24 protein-coding genes are annotated in these 21,296 nt (G+C 67.6%); 12 read left to right on the top strand and 12 right to left on the bottom strand.

All coding sequences use genetic code 11. The annotated features are described in order from the left end of the window. The first annotated feature begins 64 nt into the window (after positions 1 to 64). The gene (locus IEY07_RS12485) at positions 65 to 706 is read left to right on the top strand and encodes a LysE family translocator (protein WP_188895677.1); all 642 of its coding nucleotides are present in this window, start codon (positions 65 to 67) and stop codon (positions 704 to 706) included. 183 nt (positions 707 to 889) lie between these two features. Here the strand turns inward: IEY07_RS12485 and IEY07_RS24725 are convergent, their stop codons facing one another. Continuing rightward, positions 890 to 1,030 (bottom strand): winged helix-turn-helix transcriptional regulator, encoded by a 141-nt coding sequence (locus IEY07_RS24725; RefSeq protein ID WP_373288845.1) that lies wholly within the window; start codon positions 1,028 to 1,030, stop codon positions 890 to 892. On the opposite strand from IEY07_RS24725, the gene IEY07_RS24125 reads away from it, so the two are divergent. Both IEY07_RS24125 and IEY07_RS12475 read left to right on the top strand, forming a co-directional pair. Further along, a complete protein-coding gene (locus IEY07_RS24125) occupies positions 962 to 1,201 on the top strand; it encodes a hypothetical protein (protein WP_229670022.1) in 240 nt (79 codons plus the stop codon). The two genes, IEY07_RS24725 and IEY07_RS24125, sit on opposite strands and share 69 nt — an antisense overlap. After that, positions 1,180 to 1,533: an MFS transporter gene (locus IEY07_RS12475; RefSeq protein ID WP_188895676.1), complete on the top strand. Its 354-nt coding sequence runs from the start codon at positions 1,180 to 1,182 to the stop codon at positions 1,531 to 1,533. The genes IEY07_RS24125 and IEY07_RS12475 overlap by 22 nt, the downstream gene beginning before the upstream one ends. Positions 1,534 to 1,544: 11 nt before the next feature. Here the strand turns inward: IEY07_RS12475 and IEY07_RS12470 are convergent, their stop codons facing one another. Next, a complete protein-coding gene (locus IEY07_RS12470) occupies positions 1,545 to 2,402 on the bottom strand; it encodes a hypothetical protein (RefSeq protein WP_188895675.1) in 858 nt (285 codons plus the stop codon). A gap of 5 nt (positions 2,403 to 2,407) precedes the next feature. Then, positions 2,408 to 3,292, bottom strand: coding sequence for a VanW family protein (locus IEY07_RS12465; RefSeq protein WP_188895674.1), 885 nt, complete (start codon positions 3,290 to 3,292; stop codon positions 2,408 to 2,410). Between the two features lie 162 nt (positions 3,293 to 3,454). Here IEY07_RS12465 and IEY07_RS12460 point away from each other — a divergent pair, with 162 nt between their 5' ends. The 3 genes from IEY07_RS12460 to IEY07_RS12450 all read left to right on the top strand — a co-directional run bounded on the left by IEY07_RS12460 (position 3,455) and on the right by IEY07_RS12450 (position 5,696). Continuing rightward, positions 3,455 to 3,898, top strand: coding sequence for a nitroreductase family deazaflavin-dependent oxidoreductase (locus tag IEY07_RS12460; protein WP_188895673.1), 444 nt, complete (start codon positions 3,455 to 3,457; stop codon positions 3,896 to 3,898). Between the two features lie 74 nt (positions 3,899 to 3,972). Then, positions 3,973 to 5,094: a Gfo/Idh/MocA family protein gene (locus IEY07_RS12455; RefSeq protein ID WP_188895672.1), complete on the top strand. Its 1,122-nt coding sequence runs from the start codon at positions 3,973 to 3,975 to the stop codon at positions 5,092 to 5,094. Beyond that, positions 5,079 to 5,696, top strand: a complete 618-nt coding sequence (locus IEY07_RS12450) for a DNA-3-methyladenine glycosylase (RefSeq protein WP_188895671.1) — start codon at positions 5,079 to 5,081, stop codon at positions 5,694 to 5,696. Before IEY07_RS12455 ends, IEY07_RS12450 begins: the two co-directional genes overlap by 16 nt. Here IEY07_RS12450 and IEY07_RS12445 read toward each other — a convergent pair. Continuing rightward, positions 5,659 to 7,002, bottom strand: coding sequence for a mercuric reductase (locus IEY07_RS12445; protein ID WP_188895670.1), 1,344 nt, complete (start codon positions 7,000 to 7,002; stop codon positions 5,659 to 5,661). The two genes, IEY07_RS12450 and IEY07_RS12445, sit on opposite strands and share 38 nt — an antisense overlap. A gap of 113 nt (positions 7,003 to 7,115) precedes the next feature. Between IEY07_RS12445 and IEY07_RS12440 the strand changes: the two genes are divergently transcribed. Continuing rightward, positions 7,116 to 7,592, top strand: coding sequence for a hypothetical protein (locus IEY07_RS12440; protein WP_188895669.1), 477 nt, complete (start codon positions 7,116 to 7,118; stop codon positions 7,590 to 7,592). 40 nt (positions 7,593 to 7,632) lie between these two features. Here the strand turns inward: IEY07_RS12440 and IEY07_RS12435 are convergent, their stop codons facing one another. Then, positions 7,633 to 8,367, bottom strand: coding sequence for a M50 family metallopeptidase (locus IEY07_RS12435; protein WP_188895668.1), 735 nt, complete (start codon positions 8,365 to 8,367; stop codon positions 7,633 to 7,635). 81 nt (positions 8,368 to 8,448) lie between these two features. Between IEY07_RS12435 and pgi the strand changes: the two genes are divergently transcribed. The 3 genes from pgi (at position 8,449) to IEY07_RS12420 (ending at position 11,176) form a co-directional block, all read left to right on the top strand. Next, entirely contained in the window at positions 8,449 to 10,122 is a 1,674-nt protein-coding gene (pgi, locus tag IEY07_RS12430; protein WP_188895667.1) for a glucose-6-phosphate isomerase, read from the top strand. Positions 10,123 to 10,274: 152 nt separating this feature from the next. Beyond that, the gene (locus IEY07_RS12425; RefSeq protein ID WP_188895666.1) at positions 10,275 to 10,712 is read left to right on the top strand and encodes a thioredoxin family protein; all 438 of its coding nucleotides are present in this window, start codon (positions 10,275 to 10,277) and stop codon (positions 10,710 to 10,712) included. Next, a complete protein-coding gene (locus IEY07_RS12420; RefSeq protein WP_188895665.1) occupies positions 10,712 to 11,176 on the top strand; it encodes a DUF4395 domain-containing protein in 465 nt (154 codons plus the stop codon). The genes IEY07_RS12425 and IEY07_RS12420 overlap by 1 nt, the downstream gene beginning before the upstream one ends. 211 nt (positions 11,177 to 11,387) lie before the next feature. Here IEY07_RS12420 and abmR read toward each other — a convergent pair whose 3' ends face one another. Both abmR and IEY07_RS12410 read right to left on the bottom strand, forming a co-directional pair. Continuing rightward, complete coding sequence (gene abmR, locus IEY07_RS12415; RefSeq protein ID WP_308422938.1) at positions 11,388 to 12,233, bottom strand: ATP-binding transcription factor AbmR; 846 nt, start codon at positions 12,231 to 12,233, stop codon at positions 11,388 to 11,390. A 229-nt stretch (positions 12,234 to 12,462) separates the two neighbouring features. After that, positions 12,463 to 13,164, bottom strand: a complete 702-nt coding sequence (locus IEY07_RS12410) for a SanA/YdcF family protein (protein WP_188895664.1) — start codon at positions 13,162 to 13,164, stop codon at positions 12,463 to 12,465. Between the two features lie 45 nt (positions 13,165 to 13,209). Between IEY07_RS12410 and IEY07_RS12405 the strand changes: the two genes are divergently transcribed. Then, positions 13,210 to 13,995, top strand: coding sequence for a DNA-formamidopyrimidine glycosylase family protein (locus tag IEY07_RS12405; protein WP_188895663.1), 786 nt, complete (start codon positions 13,210 to 13,212; stop codon positions 13,993 to 13,995). Here the strand turns inward: IEY07_RS12405 and IEY07_RS12400 are convergent, their stop codons facing one another. Next, positions 13,996 to 14,820, bottom strand: coding sequence for an aldo/keto reductase (locus IEY07_RS12400; protein ID WP_188895662.1), 825 nt, complete (start codon positions 14,818 to 14,820; stop codon positions 13,996 to 13,998). Positions 14,821 to 15,102: 282 nt separating this feature from the next. On the opposite strand from IEY07_RS12400, the gene argS reads away from it, so the two are divergent. Beyond that, entirely contained in the window at positions 15,103 to 16,740 is a 1,638-nt protein-coding gene (argS, locus tag IEY07_RS12395) for an arginine--tRNA ligase (protein ID WP_188895661.1), read from the top strand. Here argS and ppgK read toward each other — a convergent pair whose 3' ends face one another. From ppgK to IEY07_RS12375, 4 genes are read right to left on the bottom strand one after another with little or no spacing between them, the layout of a single operon-like run. Beyond that, positions 16,741 to 17,634 carry a polyphosphate--glucose phosphotransferase gene (ppgK, locus tag IEY07_RS12390; protein WP_188895660.1) on the bottom strand — a complete coding sequence of 298 codons (894 nt, stop codon included), beginning with the start codon at positions 17,632 to 17,634 and terminating at the stop codon, positions 16,741 to 16,743. It lies immediately after the preceding gene. Positions 17,635 to 17,691: 57 nt separating this feature from the next. Next, a complete protein-coding gene (locus tag IEY07_RS12385) occupies positions 17,692 to 20,034 on the bottom strand; it encodes a PH domain-containing protein (RefSeq protein WP_188895659.1) in 2,343 nt (780 codons plus the stop codon). Next, complete coding sequence (locus tag IEY07_RS12380) at positions 20,031 to 20,561, bottom strand: PH domain-containing protein (RefSeq protein WP_188895658.1); 531 nt, start codon at positions 20,559 to 20,561, stop codon at positions 20,031 to 20,033. The genes IEY07_RS12385 and IEY07_RS12380 overlap by 4 nt, the downstream gene beginning before the upstream one ends. 14 nt (positions 20,562 to 20,575) lie before the next feature. After that, positions 20,576 to 21,229 (bottom strand): DUF1707 SHOCT-like domain-containing protein, encoded by a 654-nt coding sequence (locus IEY07_RS12375; protein WP_188895657.1) that lies wholly within the window; start codon positions 21,227 to 21,229, stop codon positions 20,576 to 20,578. Between the last annotated feature and the right edge of the window lie 67 nt (positions 21,230 to 21,296).

The following is a 21,296-nucleotide window of genomic DNA, read 5'->3' as shown; positions in this document are numbered from 1 at the left end:
CCGATTCAGGGACGGATATTCCTCCATCCCTCGATCTTATCGAACACAGGCTTAGCTTCGGGTCGTGACCTTCTCGACCTGGATCGGATTCGTTCTCACGCTGCTGGTGGCGCTCGCCGTGCCCGGCCCGGACTTCGTCGTCGTGGTCCAGGCCGCCGGCCGCGGACGGCGGGCCGGGGTGCGGACCGTGGCCGGGATCATGACCGGCTTGTGCGTGCACGCCGGGCTGGCGACGGCAGGCCTGGCCGCGATGTTGGCGGCCTGGCCGCAAGCCCTTGACCTGCTGCGGCTTGTCGGTGCCGCCGTGCTGGTCTGGCTTGCCCTGAGGGTGATCAACAGCGCTCGCCGCGGCGGGGACCCCAACGCACTCGAGCATGATCACCTACACCCGTACCGGCGCGGTTTCGTCGTCGATGTCAGCAATCCGAAGGCCCCCATCTTCTTCGGCGCGGTGTTGCCGCAGTTCATCGGCCGCGGACCCGGCATCACCACCGACACGGCAATCCTGGGACTGACCGTCGTGCTGGTCTCGGGTGCGTTCTGGCTCGTCGTCGCTGTCGTCGCGCGCGTGCTGCGCGTCGGTCGTTCGCCGAGGGCCGGCCGTCCCGCCGCCGCCGTCAGCGGCGGCCTACTGCTCGTCGTCGCCGTCGGGCTGGCGGTGCCGACCCTCGGGCACGTCCGCGACTACGCGGCCCGGATGATCTAGCGCGGGATCAGCGGCCGACGGGCTCCAGGAGCCGCTTCGGATGCCGCAGTGCGACCGAGACCGGATCCGTACGACGCCCTGGATGCTTCGGATCCGGGGCGCTGATGACGTCGGCCGGCTCGGCGATGACATCGCAGCTGGGGCAATGCCCGGAGGCTTCCAGGACTGTCCCGCAGATGTGGGTCAGGCTCCGCTCGGACGGTGCTCGGGATTGGCGTACTCCCGGCCCCAGGAGCTCAACGCGACCAGCACCGGGTGCAGGCCGATGCCGACCTCGGTGAGTTCGTATTCGGCGTGCCCGGTCCCGGTGGTCCTGGCGACCAGTCCGCGGTCGACGAGATGGTTGAGCCGCTCGCTCAGAACACCTTTCTGGTCGGCTTCCGGTCAGCCACGTCGGCAGTACTCCCGGCGATCATGAGCACGATCGCCGGTGCGCTCTTCGTGGTCTTCGTGATCAGGGCTGGGGGCTGCTGGTGCTCGCCGCAGGCCAGTTGATCATGATCGGCACGGCGAGTCTGGCGCCGATGGTGATCGGGCTGTTGGTCTCCGGTATCGCAGCCGGCGTGGTGAATGCCGGTCTGGGCCGGGAGACCGCGGCCAGTGCGCCGGCAGGGCGCAGCGGTCTGGGCAGTGGCGTCAACAACACAGCGCGCTATCTCGGCTCGGCGATCGGGGCGACGGTGGCCGCAACCCTGTTGTTGCACGGCGGCCACGATGCCCGGGTGCTGGAGCACGGCTGGAGCTCGGCGGTAGTGGTCTGCTCGCTGGCCGCAGCGGTCGGCGGGGTGCTGGCCCTCGGTCGGCGGGCTGCCGGGCTCGCGCGCTGATCGGACCGCCGTCAGTCGCCCGCCAGCCGCGACAGCGCTTGCGAGACCTGCTCCTCGGCCTCTTCCCTGGCCGAGCGTAGATCATCGCGCTCGCTGCTGAGACGCTCGAGTTCGGCATCGGCGCGGTCGGCCTCGCGCTCGGCCCGTCGGAGTTGATCGCGAAGCTCGGTCAGCCGCTGCGACCGCCGGTCGGCGTCCTCGGCGGCCCGTTGCACCTGCTCCTCGACCCGGGTGAGCTGGACCTCCAACCGGTCCAGGGCCTGCTGCGCTGTTGCGAGTTCGTCGAGTCGCTGCTGGTGCAGTCGCTCGTCGGGGGTGGCTTGATCATCCTCGGGCGCGGTGCCGGGAGCAGGCTCGGGAGGCTCGGCACGCGATTCCGCCGGGGCGAAGATCATCTCCGGTCCGAATCCGCCGTACGACTGCGGCTGGGTCAGCCGTCCGTTGCGGACGACCTCGGCTACGCCGGGATCGGACAGCGCAGCCTGCAGCGTGTCGGTGACCTCACGCAGTGTCGCCTCGGAGGGCCGGTGTCCACGCACCTGGGCGAGTTGGCTGCCCCGCCGGACCAGCGCCGAGATCGCCGTGTTGCGCTGCCGGGACAGCTGACGGAGATCATCACCGGACAGCCGCTGCTGGGCCTGCGCCAGTGCGGCACCGAGATCCAGCAGGCCGGCCAGCTCGTCGTCCGCCTGGAAGGACAGCAGGTTGACGACCCAGGCTGATCGGGTGGGCCGGCGCAGAGCGGTGATCTGTTTGGCCAGCTCCCGATCTCCGGCGGACCGGGCTTCGGCGGCGCGGGCCTTGCGGATCTCGACGAAGTCGTCCGGCGAACCGTCGTACAGCTCGCGGGCGACTTCGTCCAGCTCCATGAGGCCTATTGTTGCTGATCTGCGGCAGCGTCGGCGTCGGGCCGATACTTCACCAGGGCGCAGTTCTTCTTGATCAACTCGCTGCGGACCCTGTTGCCGGATCGCCGGTCGATCACGTCGCGCCAGATCTCGTTGCGCCGGAACCAGTCGTCACCACGTCGTACGAAGTCCTCGTCGCGGGCACAGACCGAGTAGGAGTACGGCAGCGCACGGTCGGCACGGAGGTCTCCTTCCAGGTAACGGGTGCCGACCCGCGTTCGGAGTTGGAAGGTCGCGTCGGTGTCGTTGCGGAACCGCAGATCGACGTAGTTGTAGTAGACCGCACAGCCCACTCCCCAGGGCAGCACCCGCCCGTTGTCCGGGAACGGGTCGAAGGAGTGCTCGGACCGTTCGGTGACGGTGAGCGGGGAGTGCAGCACCATCCAGTGCAGCAGATTCGCCAGCTGGCAGATGCCGCCTCCCGGCCCGGCCTTGGCCTCTCCGTTGTCCAGCAACATGCCGTCCAGGTAGCCTCTGCGGCGACTGGCCCGGCCAACCAGCCGGCAAAAGGAGAATTCCTCACCCGGCCGGAGCAGAATCCCGTCCACCCGCGCGGTGGCGAGTTCGAGATTGCGCACTTTGTTGTGCTGCATCCACATCTCGGAGTCGCCGAGCGTCCGTAACAACAGCGACTTGTGCTGCTTGACCCGGACCGGAAGATCGTCGGTCGCCCGCTGGGTCGCCCACTCGATGCCGGAGCGCTGCCACTGCCAGAGACGCCGCAGCCGCAACAGCTCGACGGCGATCGGATAGAGCACCGGCAGCCGCTCCGTCAGCCGGGTCCCGCGCTCCTGCAGTGCCGGTGGAGTGTCTGGGCCGGATGCTGCACGGGACGGTGTTGCGATGGACATTGTGACCCCCTCTCGTCGATTCGACGGTAGGGACGCCGGGGGTCGCGGACCGGCGCGTCCGACCGACCGCGGCAGGAATTGTCCTGGTCGTGACGCGCCCGAGGGCTGCCTGTGAGAAGTCCCTGTGTGAACCGCCCTGGAACGCCTTCCTACAGTGGAACCATGGCATTGACTGGCGAATACGCACCGAGTCCCGAGAAGTGGGTCCGCGATCAGGTCGAGCTGTACGAGCGGACGGGTGGCCGCGAGGGCTACCTGCTCGCCGGCACGCCGTACCCAGTGGTGATCTTCACGACCCGCGGCAACAAGTCCGGCAAGATCCGCAAGTTCGCGCTGATGCGGGTCGAACACGACGGCAAGTATGCGATGGTCGCCTCCAAGGGCGGAGCTCCGAAACATCCCGTCTGGTACCACAACGTGAAGGCTGATCCGGACGCGGTCACGGTCCAGGACGGCGAGCAGGTCATCGACGGTCACGCCCGTGAGCTGGAGGGCGCGGAGCGCGAGGAGTGGTGGCAGCGCGCGGTCCAGGCGTACCCGCCGTACGCGGAGTACCAGACCAAGACCGACCGGCTGATCCCGGTGTTCCTGATCGAGCCCCGCTGACAACCGACCCGGGCAGCCGACCCGATTCACGGGGCGGCACGAACGGGACGGCCCGCGCGCACTAAATTGACGCCATGACCAATGGCGTACGCAAGGTGGCGGTGCTCGGCGCGGGCATGATCGGCGAGGTTCATCGGCGGGCAGCTGTGCTGGCCGGTGCCGAGGTCGTCGGGGTCCTGGCCTCGACACCGGAGCGCTCCCGGGAAGTGGCGGCGCAGTGGGGCGTTGCGAAGGCGTACGCCGATATCGACGAGGTCGTGGCCGACGATCTTGACGTCGTCCACATCTGTACGCCCAATGCCTCGCACGTGCCCTACGCGGTCGCGGCCCTGGAGGCCGGCAAACACGTGATCTGTGAGAAGCCGCTGGGTGTCAGCCTGGACGACGCCCGGCACGCCGCTGAGGTGGCCGAGCGCACCGGGCTGGTCAACACCATGCCCTTCGCCTACCGCTTCCATCCGATGGCCCGGGAGATGCGGGCGCGTGTGCAGGACGGATCCTTCGGCGCTCCGAATCTGATCCACGGCAGCTATCTGCAGGACTGGCTGCTCGACCCGCGGGCCAGCAGCTGGCGGGTCGATCCGCAGGCCGGCGGCCCGTCGCGGGCCTTCGGCGACATCGGGTCGCACTGGTGTGACCTGGCCGAGTGGGTCACCGGCGAACGGATCGTCGAGGTAGTCGCCGACACCTCGATCGCGATCAAGCAGCGCCCTGCCGCGACGGCAGCCTCCTTCAGCGCGGCTGCCTCGGACGCTCCGCTGGCCGATGTGACCACCGAGGACAGTGCGCTGATCCTGTTCCGGACCGACAGGGGCACCTCAGGCTCCGCGGTGATCAGCCAGTTGTCCGCTGGTCGCAAGAATCGGCTGTGGCTCGAGGTCGACGGCGCTCAGCACAGCGCGGTCTTCGACCAGGAGCATGCGGAGGAGCTCTGGATCGGCGGTGAGGACCAGTCCCTGTTGCTGGTCCGCGATCCCAACCACGGGGGGAGCGAACAGCGCCGGCTGTCCCACCTGCCGGCCGGCCACGCGCAGGGGTACGCGCAGTGCTTCGAGAATTTCGTCGCCGACACCTACGCGGCGATCGACGGAAACACACCCGAAGGGCTGCCGACCTTCGCCGACGGCTTGCGGGCGGCCGAGATCTGCGATGCGATGCTGCGCTCGGCGGAGTCCCGGAAGTGGGAGACGGTCTGAGTTTCGATCTTGACGGCGATGTCGTGATCGCCGCCCGGTCGGTGCTGGGCGGTGTACTCCGGCATGGCCAGGTCGCCGTCCGGATCTGCGAGGTGGAGGCGTACGACGGGCTGACCGACCCGGCTTCCCATGCCTACAACGGAAAAACTGACCGCAATTTCGTGATGTTCGGTCCGGCCGGTCATCTCTACGTCTACTTCACCTACGGCATGCACCATGCCTGCAACGTCTCGGCCGGACCGGTCGGGCACGGCTGCGGGGTGCTGATCCGGGCCGGCCAGGTGGTCTCCGGGATCGAGGTGGCCCGCGAACGGCGGGGGATGAGGATCTCCGATCGTGATCTTGCTCGGGGACCGGGCCGCTTGGCCCAGTCGCTTGCCATCACCCGTGCCGACAACGGCGCCGATCTGCTGGCCTCCGACGAGATCTCGCTGACCCCGCCGGACCAGGCGCCCACCAAGATCAGCAGCGGGCCGCGGGTCGGCATCACCAAGGCGGTTGATCTTCCGTGGCGCTTCTGGCTCACTGACGATCCGTACGTCTCCGCCTTCCGGCCGGGGACGATCAGAGCTCGGTCAGCGAGGAGAACAGCGTCGGAATGAATTCGGCAACCGTGGGATGGATCGGCAACGCGTCCCGTACGGTCTTGTAACCGATCTTGGCCTGCATCGCGAGCCCGATCTGCTGAGCAAGATCGTCTCCGCCCAGCCCGAAGAAGGTGGCGCCGAGGATCTCCTCGGTGTCGGCATCGGCCAACACCCGCATCAGCCCGATGGTCTCGCTGTCCAGCACCGCCCGGCTGACACTCGACATCGGCAATTCGGCCTTCAGCACCCGCCGACCGGAGGCCGCTGCCTCGGCCTGGGTCATGCCGACCCGGCCCAGCGGCGGGTCGGTGAACATCGCGTAGGCCGTGATCCGGCCGTCGACCGTACGCTCCGGGTCCAGCAGTATCTGGCTGTCCTGATAGGCCGTGTGGGTGAAGGCGCCGTGGCCGTTGACATCGCCCAACGCCCAGATGCCCGGTACCGAGGTCGCGAACCGCGAGTCGATCGCCAGGTAGCCCCGATCATCGATCGCCAGACCATGCTCAGCGCCGAGCAGGTCGACATTCGGCCGGCGGCCCGCCGCAACCAGCAGCTGGCTGCCGATCACCGCCGTCCCGTCGTCGCAGAGCACCGCGACGTCCTCACCGGATGCCTCGACCCCCGTTGCTCGGGCCGGCACGATCCGTACGCCCTCGGCGCGGAGGGTGTCGACGACCGCCTCGGCGACATCGTCGTCCTCCCTCGGTGCGACGGGACCGACGATCGTCACCTGGGCACCGAAGCGGGCGAACATCTGGCCGAATTCGCAGCCGATGTAGCTGCCCCCGATGATGATCAACGACTCCGGCAACTCGGTCAGCTGCAGCAACTCCACCTCGGTCAGGTAGTTGACTTGATCAAGACCTGGAATCGGGGGCGCGACTGCGCGGGCCCCGAGATCGAGGTAGATCTCCGGAGCCTGGAGTTCTCGATCGCCGACCGTGACCCGATGCGGGCCGTCCGCCGAGCTGTGCAGTTCTGCCCGGCCGATGATCAACTCCAGATTGTCCACCGACTCCATCCAGTCGCGCAGGCCCGTCACCCAGCTGTCGATCATGGTGTGCATCCGCCGCATCACGGCGCCGAAGTCAACGGTCACGTTGCCGGTGTGCACCCCGAAGTCGGCGGCCCGTCGAGCCCGGTGCGCTGCTGCGGCGCTGGCCCGCAGCGCCTTGGTCGGCCGGCAGCCGTGATTCAGACAGGTACCGCCGACCTGGTCCAGCTCGATCACGGCGACCTTCCGTCCCCGTCCGGCAAGGTCGGCAGCCACTCCCGGGCCGGCCTGGCCGGCCCCGATCACAATGGCATCGAATTGCTCCATGGCACCCAACGTACGCCCGGGCCCAGAGCTGCGTCTTCGTCCCATTGGACCCACCCGTCACGGCGGTCACGTCGGGCTTTCAGTGCTACCGCTGTGAGTCGTAATCTGATGGCATGGGCGTCCAGCTGGGGTTGTGCCTGCTTGCCATTCTGATCATGGCCGGCCTGCCGATCCTGGTCCTGCTCGGTCATGAGTCGGCGATCCGCGGCCTCGAGCGGGTGATCGCGCAACTCGGCGGCCGCCGGATCGAGCAACGGCGCGAACATCACCGCAATGTCCGGGCGCTCAAACACCAGCACGGCACGCCGATCGAACGGTTGAGCGCCGACCTGCGACGGCTGCGGTTCCTGATCCAGCACAGCGAACACCACTCGGCGAGTCAACAGGAGGCGCTGCGCCGGGCCTACGACGCGGTACTGGCCGACACCTGCCGGATGCTGTCGCTCGAGCATGAACTCGACCGGCCGACGGCCGGCCTGGAACGCGATATCGAGCGCGTCCGGATCGAAGCCAATCTGGAATCCCGCGGCATCGTCCTGACACCACCGCGTCGGCACGACCAGAACCACGACCAGAACGCCGACCACTGATCCCTGGGGCGGTTGAAGCGCCCCTGAGCCTGTCGAAGAGTCAGAACATCGGCCGGAACAGGGCGATCAGGCTCGGCAGCAGCACCGCCGTTCCCAACGCCAGGCCGGCCAGCGAGCAGAGCAGGAAGAGCCCGAGCCAGAAGGCGCCCGGCATCGACGTCAGGCGGACCAGCTGCGCCACATCCGAACCATGATCACGACCCTGCCTGCGTTGCATGATCAACTCGATCACCGGCTTCGGTGCCGCGATCAGCAGCACCCAGGTGATCAGGTAGGCGATCGCCGACTGCCAGCCCGGCGTCAGATACCAGCTGATCGCGAACACCCCGCCACCGGCGACCAGCAGCACCAGGAGTCCATAGAAGTTCCTGATCATCAGCAGCATCAGCGAAAGCAGCACGACCACGAGCCAGAGCAGCCCGATACTGCGACCCGCTGCCAGCAGCCACGCCGCCCCGATGCCGGCCAGTGCCGGACCGAGATAACCGACGGCCAGCATCACGACCATGCCCGGTCCGCGCGGCTTGCCGCGGGAGACGGTCAGTCCGGAGGTGTCGGAGTTGAGCCGGATGCCGGAGAGCCGGCGGCCGACCAGGACGGCCGCCACCGCATGCGCGCCCTCGTGGGTGATCGTCACCAGCAACCGGGTGATCGGCCAGCACCGGCGGTAGAGCACCAACACCAGCCCCAGCACCGCGATGGCGCCGACCAGGCCTGGTGCAGGTGCCGGCTGCACCGCCGTCGCACGGTGCCAGATCTTGGTGACCACCTCCACACCGCCAACCCTGCCGCATCGGCCCAAGCCTGTGCTGTGCGCGTCACCAACTCGTCACCGGCAATCAGTAGTGTGGGAGCCATGTCATCTCCGGTCGATCCCACCAGCACCCCGGCCTGGGCCAAGCTCGCCGACCTGCACAAGAACCTCCAGCCGGATCTCCGCGGCTGGTTCGCCGCCGATCCCGATCGGGCGAAGACCTTCAGCCTGACGGCGGGCGAGCTGTTCGTGGATCTGTCCAAGAACCTGATCAACGCCGAGATCAAGCAGGCGCTGGTCGAGCTCGCCGAGCAGGTCGGCCTGCGCGAGCGGACCGAGGCCATGTTCACCGGCGAGCACATCAACGTGACCGAGGATCGGGCCGTGCTGCACACCGCGCTTCGGGCACCGCAGGGCACCTCGCTCGTTGTCGACGGCCAGGATGTGGTCTCCGATGTGCACGAGGTGCTGGCCAAGGTCTACGACTTCGCCACCAAGGTGCGCAGCGGCGCGTGGACCGGCGTCACCGGCAAACGGATCGAGACCGTCGTCAACATCGGCATCGGCGGTTCCGATCTTGGTCCGGTGATGGCGTACGAGGGGTTGTTGCCGTACAAACAGGAGGGTCTGAGCGCGCGGTTCATCTCCAACATCGACCCCACCGATGCGTACGAGAAGACTCATGATCTTGATCCGGAGACGACGCTGTTCATCGTCAGCTCCAAGACCTTCGGCACCCTGGAGACGCTGACCAACGCCCGGCTGGCGCGCAGCTGGCTGCTCGACGGGCTGACGGCGTCCGGCGCGATCTCCGGCGACGAGGACTCCGGCAAGGACGCAGTGGCCAAGCACTTCGTCGCGGTCTCCACCGCGCTGGACAAGGTCGCCGCCTTCGGCATCGATCCGGAGAATGCGTTCGGCTTCTGGGACTGGGTCGGCGGCCGCTACTCGGTCGATTCGGCCATCGGCACCTCATTGGTGGTCGCGATCGGGCCGGAGAATTTCGCCGACTTCCTGGCCGGGTTCCACGCCATCGACGAGCACTTCCGCACCACCCCGATCGAGGACAACGTGCCGGCCCTGATCGGGCTGCTCAATGTCTGGTACAACAACTTCTTCGGCGCCCAGACCCACGCCGTGCTGCCGTACAGCCAGTATCTGCATCGCTTCCCGGCCTACCTGCAGCAGCTGACCATGGAGTCCAACGGCAAGGGTGTTCGCTACGACGGCACCCCGGTGGTGACCGACACCGGCGAGGTCTTCTGGGGCGAACCGGGCACCAACGGCCAGCATGCCTTCTACCAGCTCATCCACCAGGGCACCCGGGTGATCCCGGCCGATTTCATCGCCTTCGCCAACCCGGCCCACCCGCTCACCGACGGCGACAAGGACGTGCACGAGCTCTTCCTGGCCAACTTCTTCGCCCAGACCCGGGCGCTGGCGTTCGGCAAGACAGCCGACGAGGTGCGGTCCGAGGGGACGAAAGAGGGGATCGTCCCGGCCCGGGTCTTCACCGGAAACCGACCGACGAATTCGATCTTCGCGCCGGCCCTGACGCCGTCGGTGCTCGGCCAGTTGATCGCCCTCTACGAGCACATCACCTTCACCGAGGGCACGGTTTGGGGCATCGACAGCTTCGACCAGTGGGGCGTCGAGCTGGGCAAGCAGCTTGCCCAGGAGCTCACCCCGGCCGTCGGCGGTGACGAGGACGCACTGGCCAAGGCCGATTCCTCGACCCAGTCGCTGATCGGCTACTACCGCGCCCACCGCTCCTGACGCCGAGGGGTCAGTAATTCCTTATCTGTGCGCCGTGTCGTTCGGAGGTCCCCACGACACGCCGCGCGGATTGAGGAAAATGTGACCCCTCGCGGTCTTGGGGAGTGGACATCGGGTCTGGGATTTGATATTGCCTACTACTCTGGTGGGCTATGTGGCCAGGTCTCATCGCACTGCTGATCGCGGTGCTGGCGGCGGCAGCGTTCGCGCTCTATCGCCGCCGCGTCGACGGGCGATTCCGTACGACGGCCGCGGCTGTGACGGCTGAAACGTCCCCCGCCGAGCGGCTGACCGAGGGCGATCTCGGGGCGCCGTTGGGCCGTTCGGCCACAGTGGTCCAGTTCTCCAGCGAGTTCTGCGCGCCCTGCCGGGCAGCCGAGAGGGTCATCACCGATGCGGTCGCCGGGCTCGACGGGGTCCGCTACCTGGACATCGATTCCGAAACCAAGCTCGACCTGGTCCGCCGCCTCAACATCTTGAGGACCCCGACCGTCGTGGTCACCGACGACGGCGGTCGGATCGTCGCCCGGACCGCCGGTGTGCCGACCAAACAGTCCCTGCAAGCCGTACTCCCGGCAGGAGCCAGCTGATGAGCACTGAAACCCAACCCGAGGGCCTGTCCGCCCAGCGTGCGGCGGGCTGGATCGACCAACGTGGCCAGCGTTTCGCAGCCGCCATCACCACCGTCGTGCTGGCGGTGGCGCTGGTCCTGCAGAATCCCTGGGTGCTGCTGTTCCAGGCGGTCGTCTTCGCGATCACCGTCGTCGCCGGACCCGCGAAAGGACCGTACGGCTGGATCTTCCGCGCATTGGTGCGGCCCCGGCTGTCGGTCCCGCACGAGTTGGAGGATCCGCGGCCACCGCGTTTCGCCCAGCTGGTCGGCCTGATCTTCAGCATCCTCGGCCTGATCGGCTTCTTCAGCGGGGTCTGGGTGCTCGGCCTGGTCGCCACCGGCTGCGCGGTCGTCGCCGCCCTGTTGAATGCGGTGATCGGCTTCTGCCTGGGCTGCGAGCTCTACCTGCTCGGGCTCCGGGTGCTGCCGTCGCGCAGCTGAGTCAGGGCATCAGGTAGCGCCTGCACCGATCCGTCGGCGGTCTCGTACGACACCAGCAGCCGTCCGCCGTGCCGCGGACATGCTCCACAAGCCGGGCGGGCAGCTGATCACCACCGATTGATCACGTTGGAACCACAAGATCAAACTCCGCAGCCCTCTGCCCGCCCGTCTGCCCCTGAGCCCGCCGATGACCCCTGAGCCGGTCGAAGGGTCAGTCCTCGCCCTCGCCGCCGGACTCGTCCGTGTCATCGGATCCGACATTCGGACCCTGGGAGCGGAGCTTGTCGACCTCGGCCATCGCCGCACGCAGGTCGGTGAGCCAGGTCTCGGTGTGTTCGCCGACCAGCTTGACTGCCCACGACAGTGCCTCGGAACGAGACCGGGCCACGCCGGCATCGACCAGCGTGTCGAGTACCCGGCGCTCCGGCTGCCGCAGCCGGGTCATCACCGGTACGGAGACGTTGGTGAAGAGATCCTCGGCGTCGCCCGCCGCAGCGCCCCAGGAGACCTTGCGCCCGTAACGGGACTGGGCCTCCTCGGCGATCTGCATCCGGGTGTCGCGGCTCTCGGACCGGAACCGGCTGATCCGGCCCTCGGCCTCGGCGCCGGTCAGTTGGTCGGTATCGGCCAGGGTGCCGACGACAACGATCTCCTCACGGTCGACGGTCACGTCCACCGTAGAGAACCAGTCCGCCGGCAGCCGGCCACTGAACCAGTCGGTGGCATCATCGGCGGGCGGCAGATCGCTCTGCTGCCAACCGCCCGGCCGACCGAAGCCGCGTGGTCCGCGACGGCGTCCGCCTCGTCCCCACGGCACATTGGCCGGGTCGCTGAGAAACTCGCGGAGGGCTTCGGGGCCCCCTTCGAAGAACGGAGGCCCGGGATGGCCCGGGTGTCCGCCTCGGTGCCGGCGCCGCTCCGGGCCCGGCTCGTCGTTGTTGTCGAAGTCATCGCGGCGCCTGCCACGACCTCCGCCACGGCCGTCCGGGCCGCGCCGTCCGGGCCCTGGTCGACCAGGGTTGGGGCCGAAGCCTCCCGGGAAATCACTGTTACGCATCATGCCCTCCTTCCTCCGTACGGCATGTACGTAATTACATGATTACACAGTTACAAGGTAATCGGAACCCGGAGTGAACCCTGGTCCGGCCGAGGCTGCTGCTCTCATCGTGCGTTTCCCTGCCAGCGTCGGGTTGCGGCGGCCCGCAAGGCACTTTCCGCGTCCGCTTTCCGACCCGCGACGGAATCCGCGCGCCGCTGCCGTCCCAACACCGACCCTCATGCCGGCTTCAGTCGGCGGTGAGCGGGGCGACCCTGTCCGGGAGCCGTGCCGACCCCTCCTGCATCGGGCGACGCTTCGTCGCCAGGTCGTAGACCGTCTTCACGCAGGCCAACTGATCGCGGATCAGTCCTTTCGTCCAGGCGATCCGCCGCACGCGTACGGACGTGTCGCCGACCCCGACCGCATCCAACCCGACGGCCCGGGCTGTGGCAACGGCGCGCGGCAGGTGGTAGCTCTGCGTGATCATGGTCGCCGCAACCGCCCCGTAGACATCCCGAGCCCTGACAACCGTGTCGTAGGTGTCGAAACCGTACGGATCGACGATGATCCTGTTCGCCGGCACACCATGATCAACGAGGTAGTCCCGCATGGCGGCGGTCTCGTCGTAGAACTCCGCATCATGATCACCGGACACCAGGATCGAGTCGATCTTCTTGCGTCGCAGGAGTTCCAGGCCGAGATCGAGACGGCCGCGCAGGAAACTGGACGGTGTGCCATCGGCGTAGGTCAAGGCACCGAAGACGATTCCGACCGGGGTCCCGGGCACCCTGTCAACGGGGTAGATGTGTCCGCTTGCGAGGCGGCGGATGTAAAGGACCGACGGGACGGCCGGTGCAACCCCGGCACCGGCCGCCAGCAACCCGACTAGCCCGACCCGGGGGATTCGGCCGGACCGCCGATGATGCTTGCGGACCCGGTGTCGAGGCATAGCTCAATGGTAGGTCGGTACTGGTCGGGCCGATACGGTGAAGTTGTGCCAGAGGGTGACATCGTGTGGCGTACCTGCCAGTTGCTGGATGCGTCGCTGGCAGGAAAGCCGCTGACCCGTTGTGAGTTCCGGGTGCCCACGCTGGCGACGGTCGACCTGACCGGGATCAGCGTCACCGAGGTGGTGTCCCGCGGCAAGCACCTGCTGGCGCGGTTCGACAACGACCTGACATTGCACAGCCATATGCAGATGGACGGCGCCTGGCGGGTCTTCGCTGACGGGCGGCGCTGGTCGGGCGGCCCGACGTACGAGATCCGCGCGATCCTCGGGGTGACCGGCAGCGCGGCGGTGGGATACCGGTTGCCGGTACTGGAGTTGATCAAGACCGCTCGCGAGCCAGAGGTCGTCGGACATCTCGGACCCGACCTGCTCGGTCCGGACTGGGACCTGGCCGAGGCCGTACGACGGCTCCGTTCCCAACCGGACCGTACGATCGGCGAAGCGCTGCTGGACCAGCGCAACCTGGCCGGGATCGGCACCGTCTACCGTGCCGAGATCCTTTTCCTCCAAGGAATCAATCCCCGCAAACCGGTCGGCGACGTCCGTGATCTTGGACGGCTCTGCGACCGGGTGCGACAGATCATGATCAGGAACCGCACCGGATTCGAGCAGAACACCACCGGTGATCCCCGGCCCGGCCGCAGTCATTGGGTCTACGGCCGGTCCGGTCGGGAATGTCGCCGGTGTGGAACGCCGATCAGGGTCGAGGAGTTCGGGCCGCAGGGCCAGGAACGGCTCAGCTACTGGTGCCCGCACTGCCAACCGGGATGATCAGCCGAAGATGTCGGGATTCCCGCCGGTCCGGTTGCCGGCATCCAGAGCATCGATCGCGGCGAGGTCGTCGGTGGTGAGCTCGAAGTCGAAGACGTCGAAATTCTCCTCGATCCGCGAGGGTGTTACCGACTTCGGGAAGACGATGTAGCCCTTCTGCAGGTGCCAGCGGATGATCACCTGGGCCGGGGTCTTGCCGGTCGCCGCGGCGATCCGGGCCACCGTGTCATTGCCGAGGTCCGCGCCGAGTCCAAGCGGGCTCCAGGACTCCACCTTGATGCCGTGCTTGAGGCTGCCGTCGACGGCCGCCTGGTTGGCGAAGGTCGGGTGCAGCTCGATCTGGTTCACGGCCGGGACCACGCCGCCGTCGGCGACCACCGCGTCCAGGTGGGCCGGCTGGAAGTTGGAGACGCCGATGGACTTGGCCAATCCGGACTCGAGTGCGTCCTGCATTCCGCGCCAGGTCTCGACGAAATCGCCCTTGGTCGGCGTCGGCCAGTGGATCAGGTAGAGATCCACGTAATCCATGCCGAGCTTCTCCAGGCTGATCTTGAGCTCGTCGACAGCATCGGTCCGGGAATGCTTGCCATTGGCGAGCTTGGTGGTCACCCAGACGTCATGGCGGGACAGCCCGGAAGCGGTGAAGGCGTCACCGACGCCCTTCTCGTTCTGGTATCCCTGCGCGGTGTCGATGTGCCGGTAGCCGACCTCGAGGGCCTTGGCGACGGTCGCCTCGATGTCGTCGTTGGACACCTGCCAGACGCCGATGCCGAGCTGCGGGATCGCTCGCCCGTCGTTCAGCGTGACGGTAGGTACCTGTGCCATGAAATGTGCTCCTTGGTTCGGACGGAGTTGGTTGAACGATCTGTCCCGGGCTTGGCGCCCCACCGTAGCCGAGTCGGCGTACGCATCCGGCTTCCGGCCCGCAGAGCGAGTTCTTGCACGAGTTGACCCTTCTCGCCTGCAATGGCCGGGTCCCGCGGCAGCTGCCGTTGGTGCGGGATCGAGCACGGCGCACTCGGCCGAGCAATTCGTGCGGGACGTGCTCGCCGGCCCAGTGGCGGCGAGGAAAACCCGATCGCGGACGGATGAGATAATCGAGGAATCATGTCCTCGCTTCCTCAGACGCTCAGCGCTCGGCTCCAGGCCGTTGCCGGGATCGATCCCGAGCTGCGCCCCGCGACCAAGCCACAGTTCGGCCACTTCCAGTCCAACGTCGCCCTGCGCCTGGCCAAGCAGGAGGGCAAACCGCCGCGCGAGGTTGCTCAACAGATCGTCGACCAGCTGGATCTGGATGACATCGCCGAGCCGCCGGAGCTGGCAGGCCCGGGCTTCATCAACCTGCGATTGAAGGCCGAGACCCTGGCAACGGCAGCATCGGAGCAGCTGGCCGATCAGCGGATCGGCCTGCCTATCGCCGAGCATCCGCAGATCGTGGTGATCGACTACCCGTCGCCGAATGTCGCCAAGCAGATGCATGTCGGCCACCTGCGGACCTCGATCATCGGCGACTGCTTCAACCGGGTACTGACCTCACTCGGGCACACGGTCATCCCGCAGGACCACATCGGCGACTGGGGGACCCAGTTCGGGCTGCTGGTCGAGGAGATCCTGGACGCCGGGATCGATGCCGGCAGCCTCGACTTGGTGGCCGCGGAGGACCTGTACAGGCGGGCCAACGAGCACTTCAAGGCCGACCCGGCCTTCGCCGCTCGCGCCCGGAGCCGGGTGGTGAAGCTGCAGTCGGGTGATGCGGAGACGCTGAAGATCTGGCGCCAGTTGATCGACATCTCGACTGCGGCGTTCCGGAAGATCTACGCGCGGCTCGGGCTGCGCGTCACCGAGGAGAACCTGGCGGGTGAGTCGAGTTACAACGACGACTTGGAGAAGGTGGTCTCCGAGCTCGAGGGTAACGGGACCGCCGTGATCGATCAGGGTGCTTTGTGCGTCTTCGTCGAGGGATTCAACTCGCCCATGATCATCCGGAAGTCGGACGGCGGGTACGGGTATTCGACGACTGATCTGGCCGCGATCCGCCGGCGGGTGCGGGAGTTGCACGCCAACCGGATCATCTATGTCGTCGGTGCCGAACAGGGATTCCACTTCGACCAGGTCTTCGCCGTCGCTCGCAAGGCCGGCTACCTGCCGGACGGGGTCGAGGCGCGGCACGTCGCGTACGGACTGATCCTGGGCAACGACGGCAAGCGGCTGCGGACCCGCTCCGGTTCGACCATGAAGCTCGTCGACCTGCTGGACGCCGCCGAGGCCAAGGCGGCGCCCGCGGTCGCGATGGCGGCGATCAAGTACGCCGACCTGTCCAGCGGGCTCAACAAGGACTACGTCTTCGACATCGACCGGATGGTCGCCACCACCGGGAACACCGGGCCCTATCTGCAGTACGCCCATGCGCGGACCCACCAGGTGCTGCGCAAGGCGGAGGCCGAAGGTATCGCGGTCCCGGACAAGATCACCGTCCTGGACGAGCCGGCCGAGCAGAGCCTTGCCCTGCTGCTGCCGCGCTTCGGGGAGATCGTCGAGGAGGTCGCGCAGACTCTGCAGCCGCATCGGCTCTGCGGTTACCTGCACGACGTCGCGGTCGCGTACTCGACCTTCTACGAGCAGTGCCCGGTGCTCAAGTCCGAGGGCGAGGTACGAGCCTCCCGGCTGGCGCTGTGCCTGGCCACCCAGCGAGTGCTCGCGAAGGGGCTCGACCTGCTCGGCATCCAGGCTCCCGACCGAATGTGATCAATCGCCGCCGTTCGGATCGACGGCGGCGTGCACCAGCGGCTCGGACCGGTGGGTGGCGTAGTCGTTGGCCAGCCAGGCCGCGCCGACGATGCCGGCCTGGTTCTGCAGCTTCGCCGGGATGATCTCGGCATTCAGCTTCAGCAGCGGCAGGAACTTGTCGGCTTTGCGGCTGACACCACCGCCGACCACGATCAGATCCGGCCAGATCAGTGCCTCGATGGTCTCGTAGTAGCGCTGCAGGCTCTTGTGCGCCCAATCCTTGTACGACAGGCCCTTGTCTTCCTTGTACTTGGCTGACGCGCGCTTCTCGGCATCGTGACCGTCGATCTCGATGTGGCCGAATTCGGTGTTGGGGACCAGCACCCCGTGATGGATCAGCGCGCTGCCGATGCCGGTGCCCAGGGTCGTCAGCAGCACCAGACCCGGATGGTCCTTGGCGGCGCCGTACTTGACCTCGGCCACGCCGGCGGCATCCGCGTCGTTGACCAGCACCACGTCGCGGCCGATGACGTCCTCGAAGGTCTTCTCGGCCGGGTGGTTGATCCATGACTTGTCGATGTTGGCCGCCGAGCGGGTCACGCCGTGGGTCACGACCGCCGGGATGGTGATGCCGACCGGCCCGTCGCCGATCTGATCGGCGAATTCGTTGACCACCTGGAGGACGACCTTGGCGATCTTCTCCGGGGTGGACTCGGCCGGCGTCTCGAAGCGGACCCGCTCCGCCGCCAGTTCTCCGGTCGCCAGGTCGACGGGTGCGCCCTTGATGCCGCTGCCGCCGATATCGATGCCCAGAACCGGGCGACCCGACTCTGAAGGCGTCTGAGAAGGCGATTCTGAAGGCGATTCTGAAGGCGTCGTCGATGGCGTTGCTGCGGATCCCTCATCGGTCATGGGGGCAGCCTAATGGTCCAGGGTGGCCGACCGGTGCCGGAGTGCGACCGGGGCCGCTCATCGCTCCAACGCCGCGACCGAATGCGGATAGACCGCCGGGTCGGCGGCGTAGTAGATCGCGTAATAGCGCCGGTAGACGTCCAGCCAGTAGTCGATATCGGGTTCGGCGTTGCCGTAGAGGGCGATTGCCTGCTGGTGCACGAAAGCTTGGTCCTCGGCGACCTCGGGATAGTCCTCCAGTCCCATCAGTGAGACCGCCCCGGCGATGTCCATCAGCGGATCCGCGGCCAGCGTGTGCGGGCTGAAGTCGCCGACGCCGGTGATCACCGCCGAGCCGTCGGCGGCGATGTCGACGAAGACGTTGCCCGGGTAGTAGTCGCCGTGCACGACCGCCGGTCGGCACCGTCGCTGCCGCACCTCCTCGATCACCCGCTCCACGGCTGCGGCCGGCAGGTCCTTCTGCAGCCATTGTTGGGTCTGGCGGACCGCCGTGCGGAGTTGGTCCTCCAGCAGCGATCCCAGCGTGGGGAACCGGCGGGGATCGGTCCCGAAGAGCCGCCCGAAATCTTGGGCCGGCAGCGGCAGCAGCCGGATCCTGCCTGCCACCTGGAGGTATCGGAACAGGGCAGTACGGCGCTGGTCGCGCGCCGCCGTCGGCAGCCAGGCCGACAGCGAGGTGCCAGGGATCCGCCGGTCGATTGTGTAGGTCCGGCCGAAGAGCTCGCCGGATTCGACGATCAGTGGCGTACGGAAGCCGAGGTCGTACTGGCCGAACGCGTCGTAGGCCGAGCGCAGTTGCTGCACGAGATCCGTCGCCCCACCATGATCACCCTGATGATCACCCTGATGATCACCTTTGTAGATCCGGAGCACCTGATCATCGCCGCGCGGATAGACCGTGGACTCGCCACCGGCGCCCAGCGGCGTGACACCGACCAGGCCGAAGCGTTCGAGCACCGGAATGTCGCCGGGCCCCGGTGGCAGCCGACGGCGAGCGGCCCGGGCCCGGTCCAGCTCGCTCAGCGCGAGCGTCCGGGCCGCGGCGGGATCGAGATGGTTGGCCACCAGCGTAACCGGGCCGCGCGGGGTGTCCACGTGCACGCTGGCCAGCTGCAGCCAGCGTTGCAGCGGACCGCGGGTGATCCGTACCGACTGCACCTTGGCGTGCGGCACCAGATCCGTGGTGCGGTCGATCCACCCGTGCCGGCTGGCGATCACCGAATCGTTCCAGCCCCAGCGCAGGGTCCAGCCGTCGAACCAGCGGATCACCTGCGCCCGCCGCGGCGACGGGTGCAACTCCAGTCGATCAAGGTCGAGACCCGGCAGCACCCGGCTGAGCGCGGTGCGGACCTGGGCGGCATCGGCGATCGGCAACAGGATGCTGGAGACGTCGCTGCGGTTCTCGTTGCGATTGCTCGCCGTGCCGTAGCCGAGCACATCGATGTCAACCCGTGACCAGCCGAACCGCCGCCACAGGATCGGCTGCGAGATTCGTACGCCCTGGATCCGGTCCAGTGGCAGCGACTGGCTGGTCAGATTCGTCAGGCCCCGGGTGATTCTCAAGCCTCGCGACGATTCCGCCAGGGTGTAGTTGAACTGGCTGGCCACCCGGCGGCTGACCAGACCGAAGGCGGCGAAGATCATCGGGATGAGTGCGGCCAGTCCGACGACCGGTTGGCCGATGACGGCACCGACAGCGAACAGCACGATCCAGACCAGCAGCGTCCATCCGAATTCAGTGGAGAGTACGAATCCGCCGATCAACCGTCCCGGTCCGATCTTGACCAACGGATGCTCGGATTCGCTGAGATCGGTGAGCGCACTGGCCTGGGGCAGCGTTGAGGAGGCGGCGCGGGTGACCCGGTCACCGTGGGCACGGGCCAGCAGATAGTCGCGGATCTGGGTGCCCTCACGCCGGCTGAGGTAGCGCAGGACGGTTCTGCTGTCGCCGGCCCCGGCTTCGATCCGCAGTTCCACCAGGCCGAAGATCCGCGCCGCCAGCGGCTGCACGATATCAACCGACTGGATCCGCTCGAAGGCGATCCGCCGCGACCGTTTGGCCAGCCAGCCGGTCTCGATCCGCAACTCTTCATCGTCGATCACGAAGCGGGTGAAATACCAGGACATGAAGCCGGCGCCGGCGGCCAGCACGACGATGCCGAAGATGATCAACAGCAACCAGGCGATACCCAGCCGAAGCAGGTTCTTGACAGGAGATTCTCCGGAGCCGTCGGGAACCAGCTGTCGCCCGACGCCGAAGATGATCACCAGCAGCACGATCCAGCCCCGGATCAGCGGTGTCAGCGGATGCGGTCGGGCCGTCTCCTTGACCGGTCGGCCGCCGAGCGGCTGGGGGTCCTCCGGACGGCTCGGGGTCGGCGATGCAGTCGGGAACGTCATAGCCCGGAGGCCCTGGCCTCACCCAGCTCGCTGAGCCGATCCCGCAACCGGGCCGCCTCGTCGGGCAGCAGGCCCGGGATCGCGGCGTCGGTGGACGCACTCGCGGTGACGAGCTGGACAGTCGCCAGTCCGTACCAGCGCTGCAGCGGGGTGCTGCGGACCTCGACCAGCTGCATCCGGCCGTACGGGACGGTGATCATGGTTCGGAACAGCACGCCGTGGGTGAGGTAGAGATCCTCCTGGCGTTCCAGATAGCCCCAGGACTGCCAGTTGCGGCCGACGACGATCCAACGGGCGATCAGGATCGCCAGTCCGACCAGCACGATCACCACGGCCAGCCACCACACTCCGGCGAGCAGCCCGACCAGCAGCGCGCCGGCCAGGAAGATCACTCCGATGCCGATCACCGAGGTGAGCCGGCGCATCGAGCGGTAGTTCGGGGAGAGGCGTCGCCAGGGATCGCCGGGTGAGGCGAACAAGGAATCCACCGCAGCTGCCGTCGGCCGGGAGGTCCCTGGTGCAGGCATTGTGGGGTCCGGGTTCATCGTTTGAAGCGCTTGGTGCTGCCCTTGACGCTGACCCCGCCGAACAATGCCACGCCCTTGATCACCAGAATCGGTGCGCCCGGTGCATGGTCGCCGACCTTGGAGATGTCAGTGCCGCCGAAGATGCCCATCACCTGGTCGTGCACCTCGATGCCTTCGGGCACCTTGATCTCCATCCCGCCGAAGCACCAGAAGCCGGAGATCTCGGTCACCGGGCTCTCGAAGGTTGCCTCCCGCATGTCCAGGTCCTGGCCGCCGAAGAGCGCGTACGCCTCGATCTTGCGCCGGACCCGCCACTTGCCCTTGCGGCTGGTGCCGCCGAAGACGGCGACCATCCGGTCCGGCTCGGGGTTGGGGCTGGTGGTGTCGAGGAGGGCGGAACTCTGCGGATTGGTGCTGGGTGCCGGCGCCGGCGCCGCACCGGTGTAGACGAGGTCCTGGGTGAGCGGGATGAGCTCCTCGAAGGTCTTGGCCGCCATCACCTGGCCCAGCCGCTCGTCGTGCTCCTCGCGGGTCAGCCGGCCCTCCGCGTATGCGGTGCTCAACACATTCGCGACCTGGTCGCGATCGGCGTCGGACGCGCGCAGGGCTCCGGACTGCGATCCCCACCGGGGTGCCGGTGGCCGGGATTCGGGCTGGGACGTGGTCACCCTCCCAAACTAGTGCCAGCCGGCGCTCCAGGCGAGGAGTTGCCGACGGGGCTGGGGTGTAGATCAG

This window comes from Microlunatus endophyticus (genome assembly GCF_014646195.1).
In the GTDB taxonomy this organism is placed as follows: Bacteria; Actinomycetota; Actinomycetes; order Propionibacteriales; family Propionibacteriaceae; genus Microlunatus; species Microlunatus endophyticus.
This window is presented reverse-complemented; position numbering and strand designations above follow the sequence as displayed.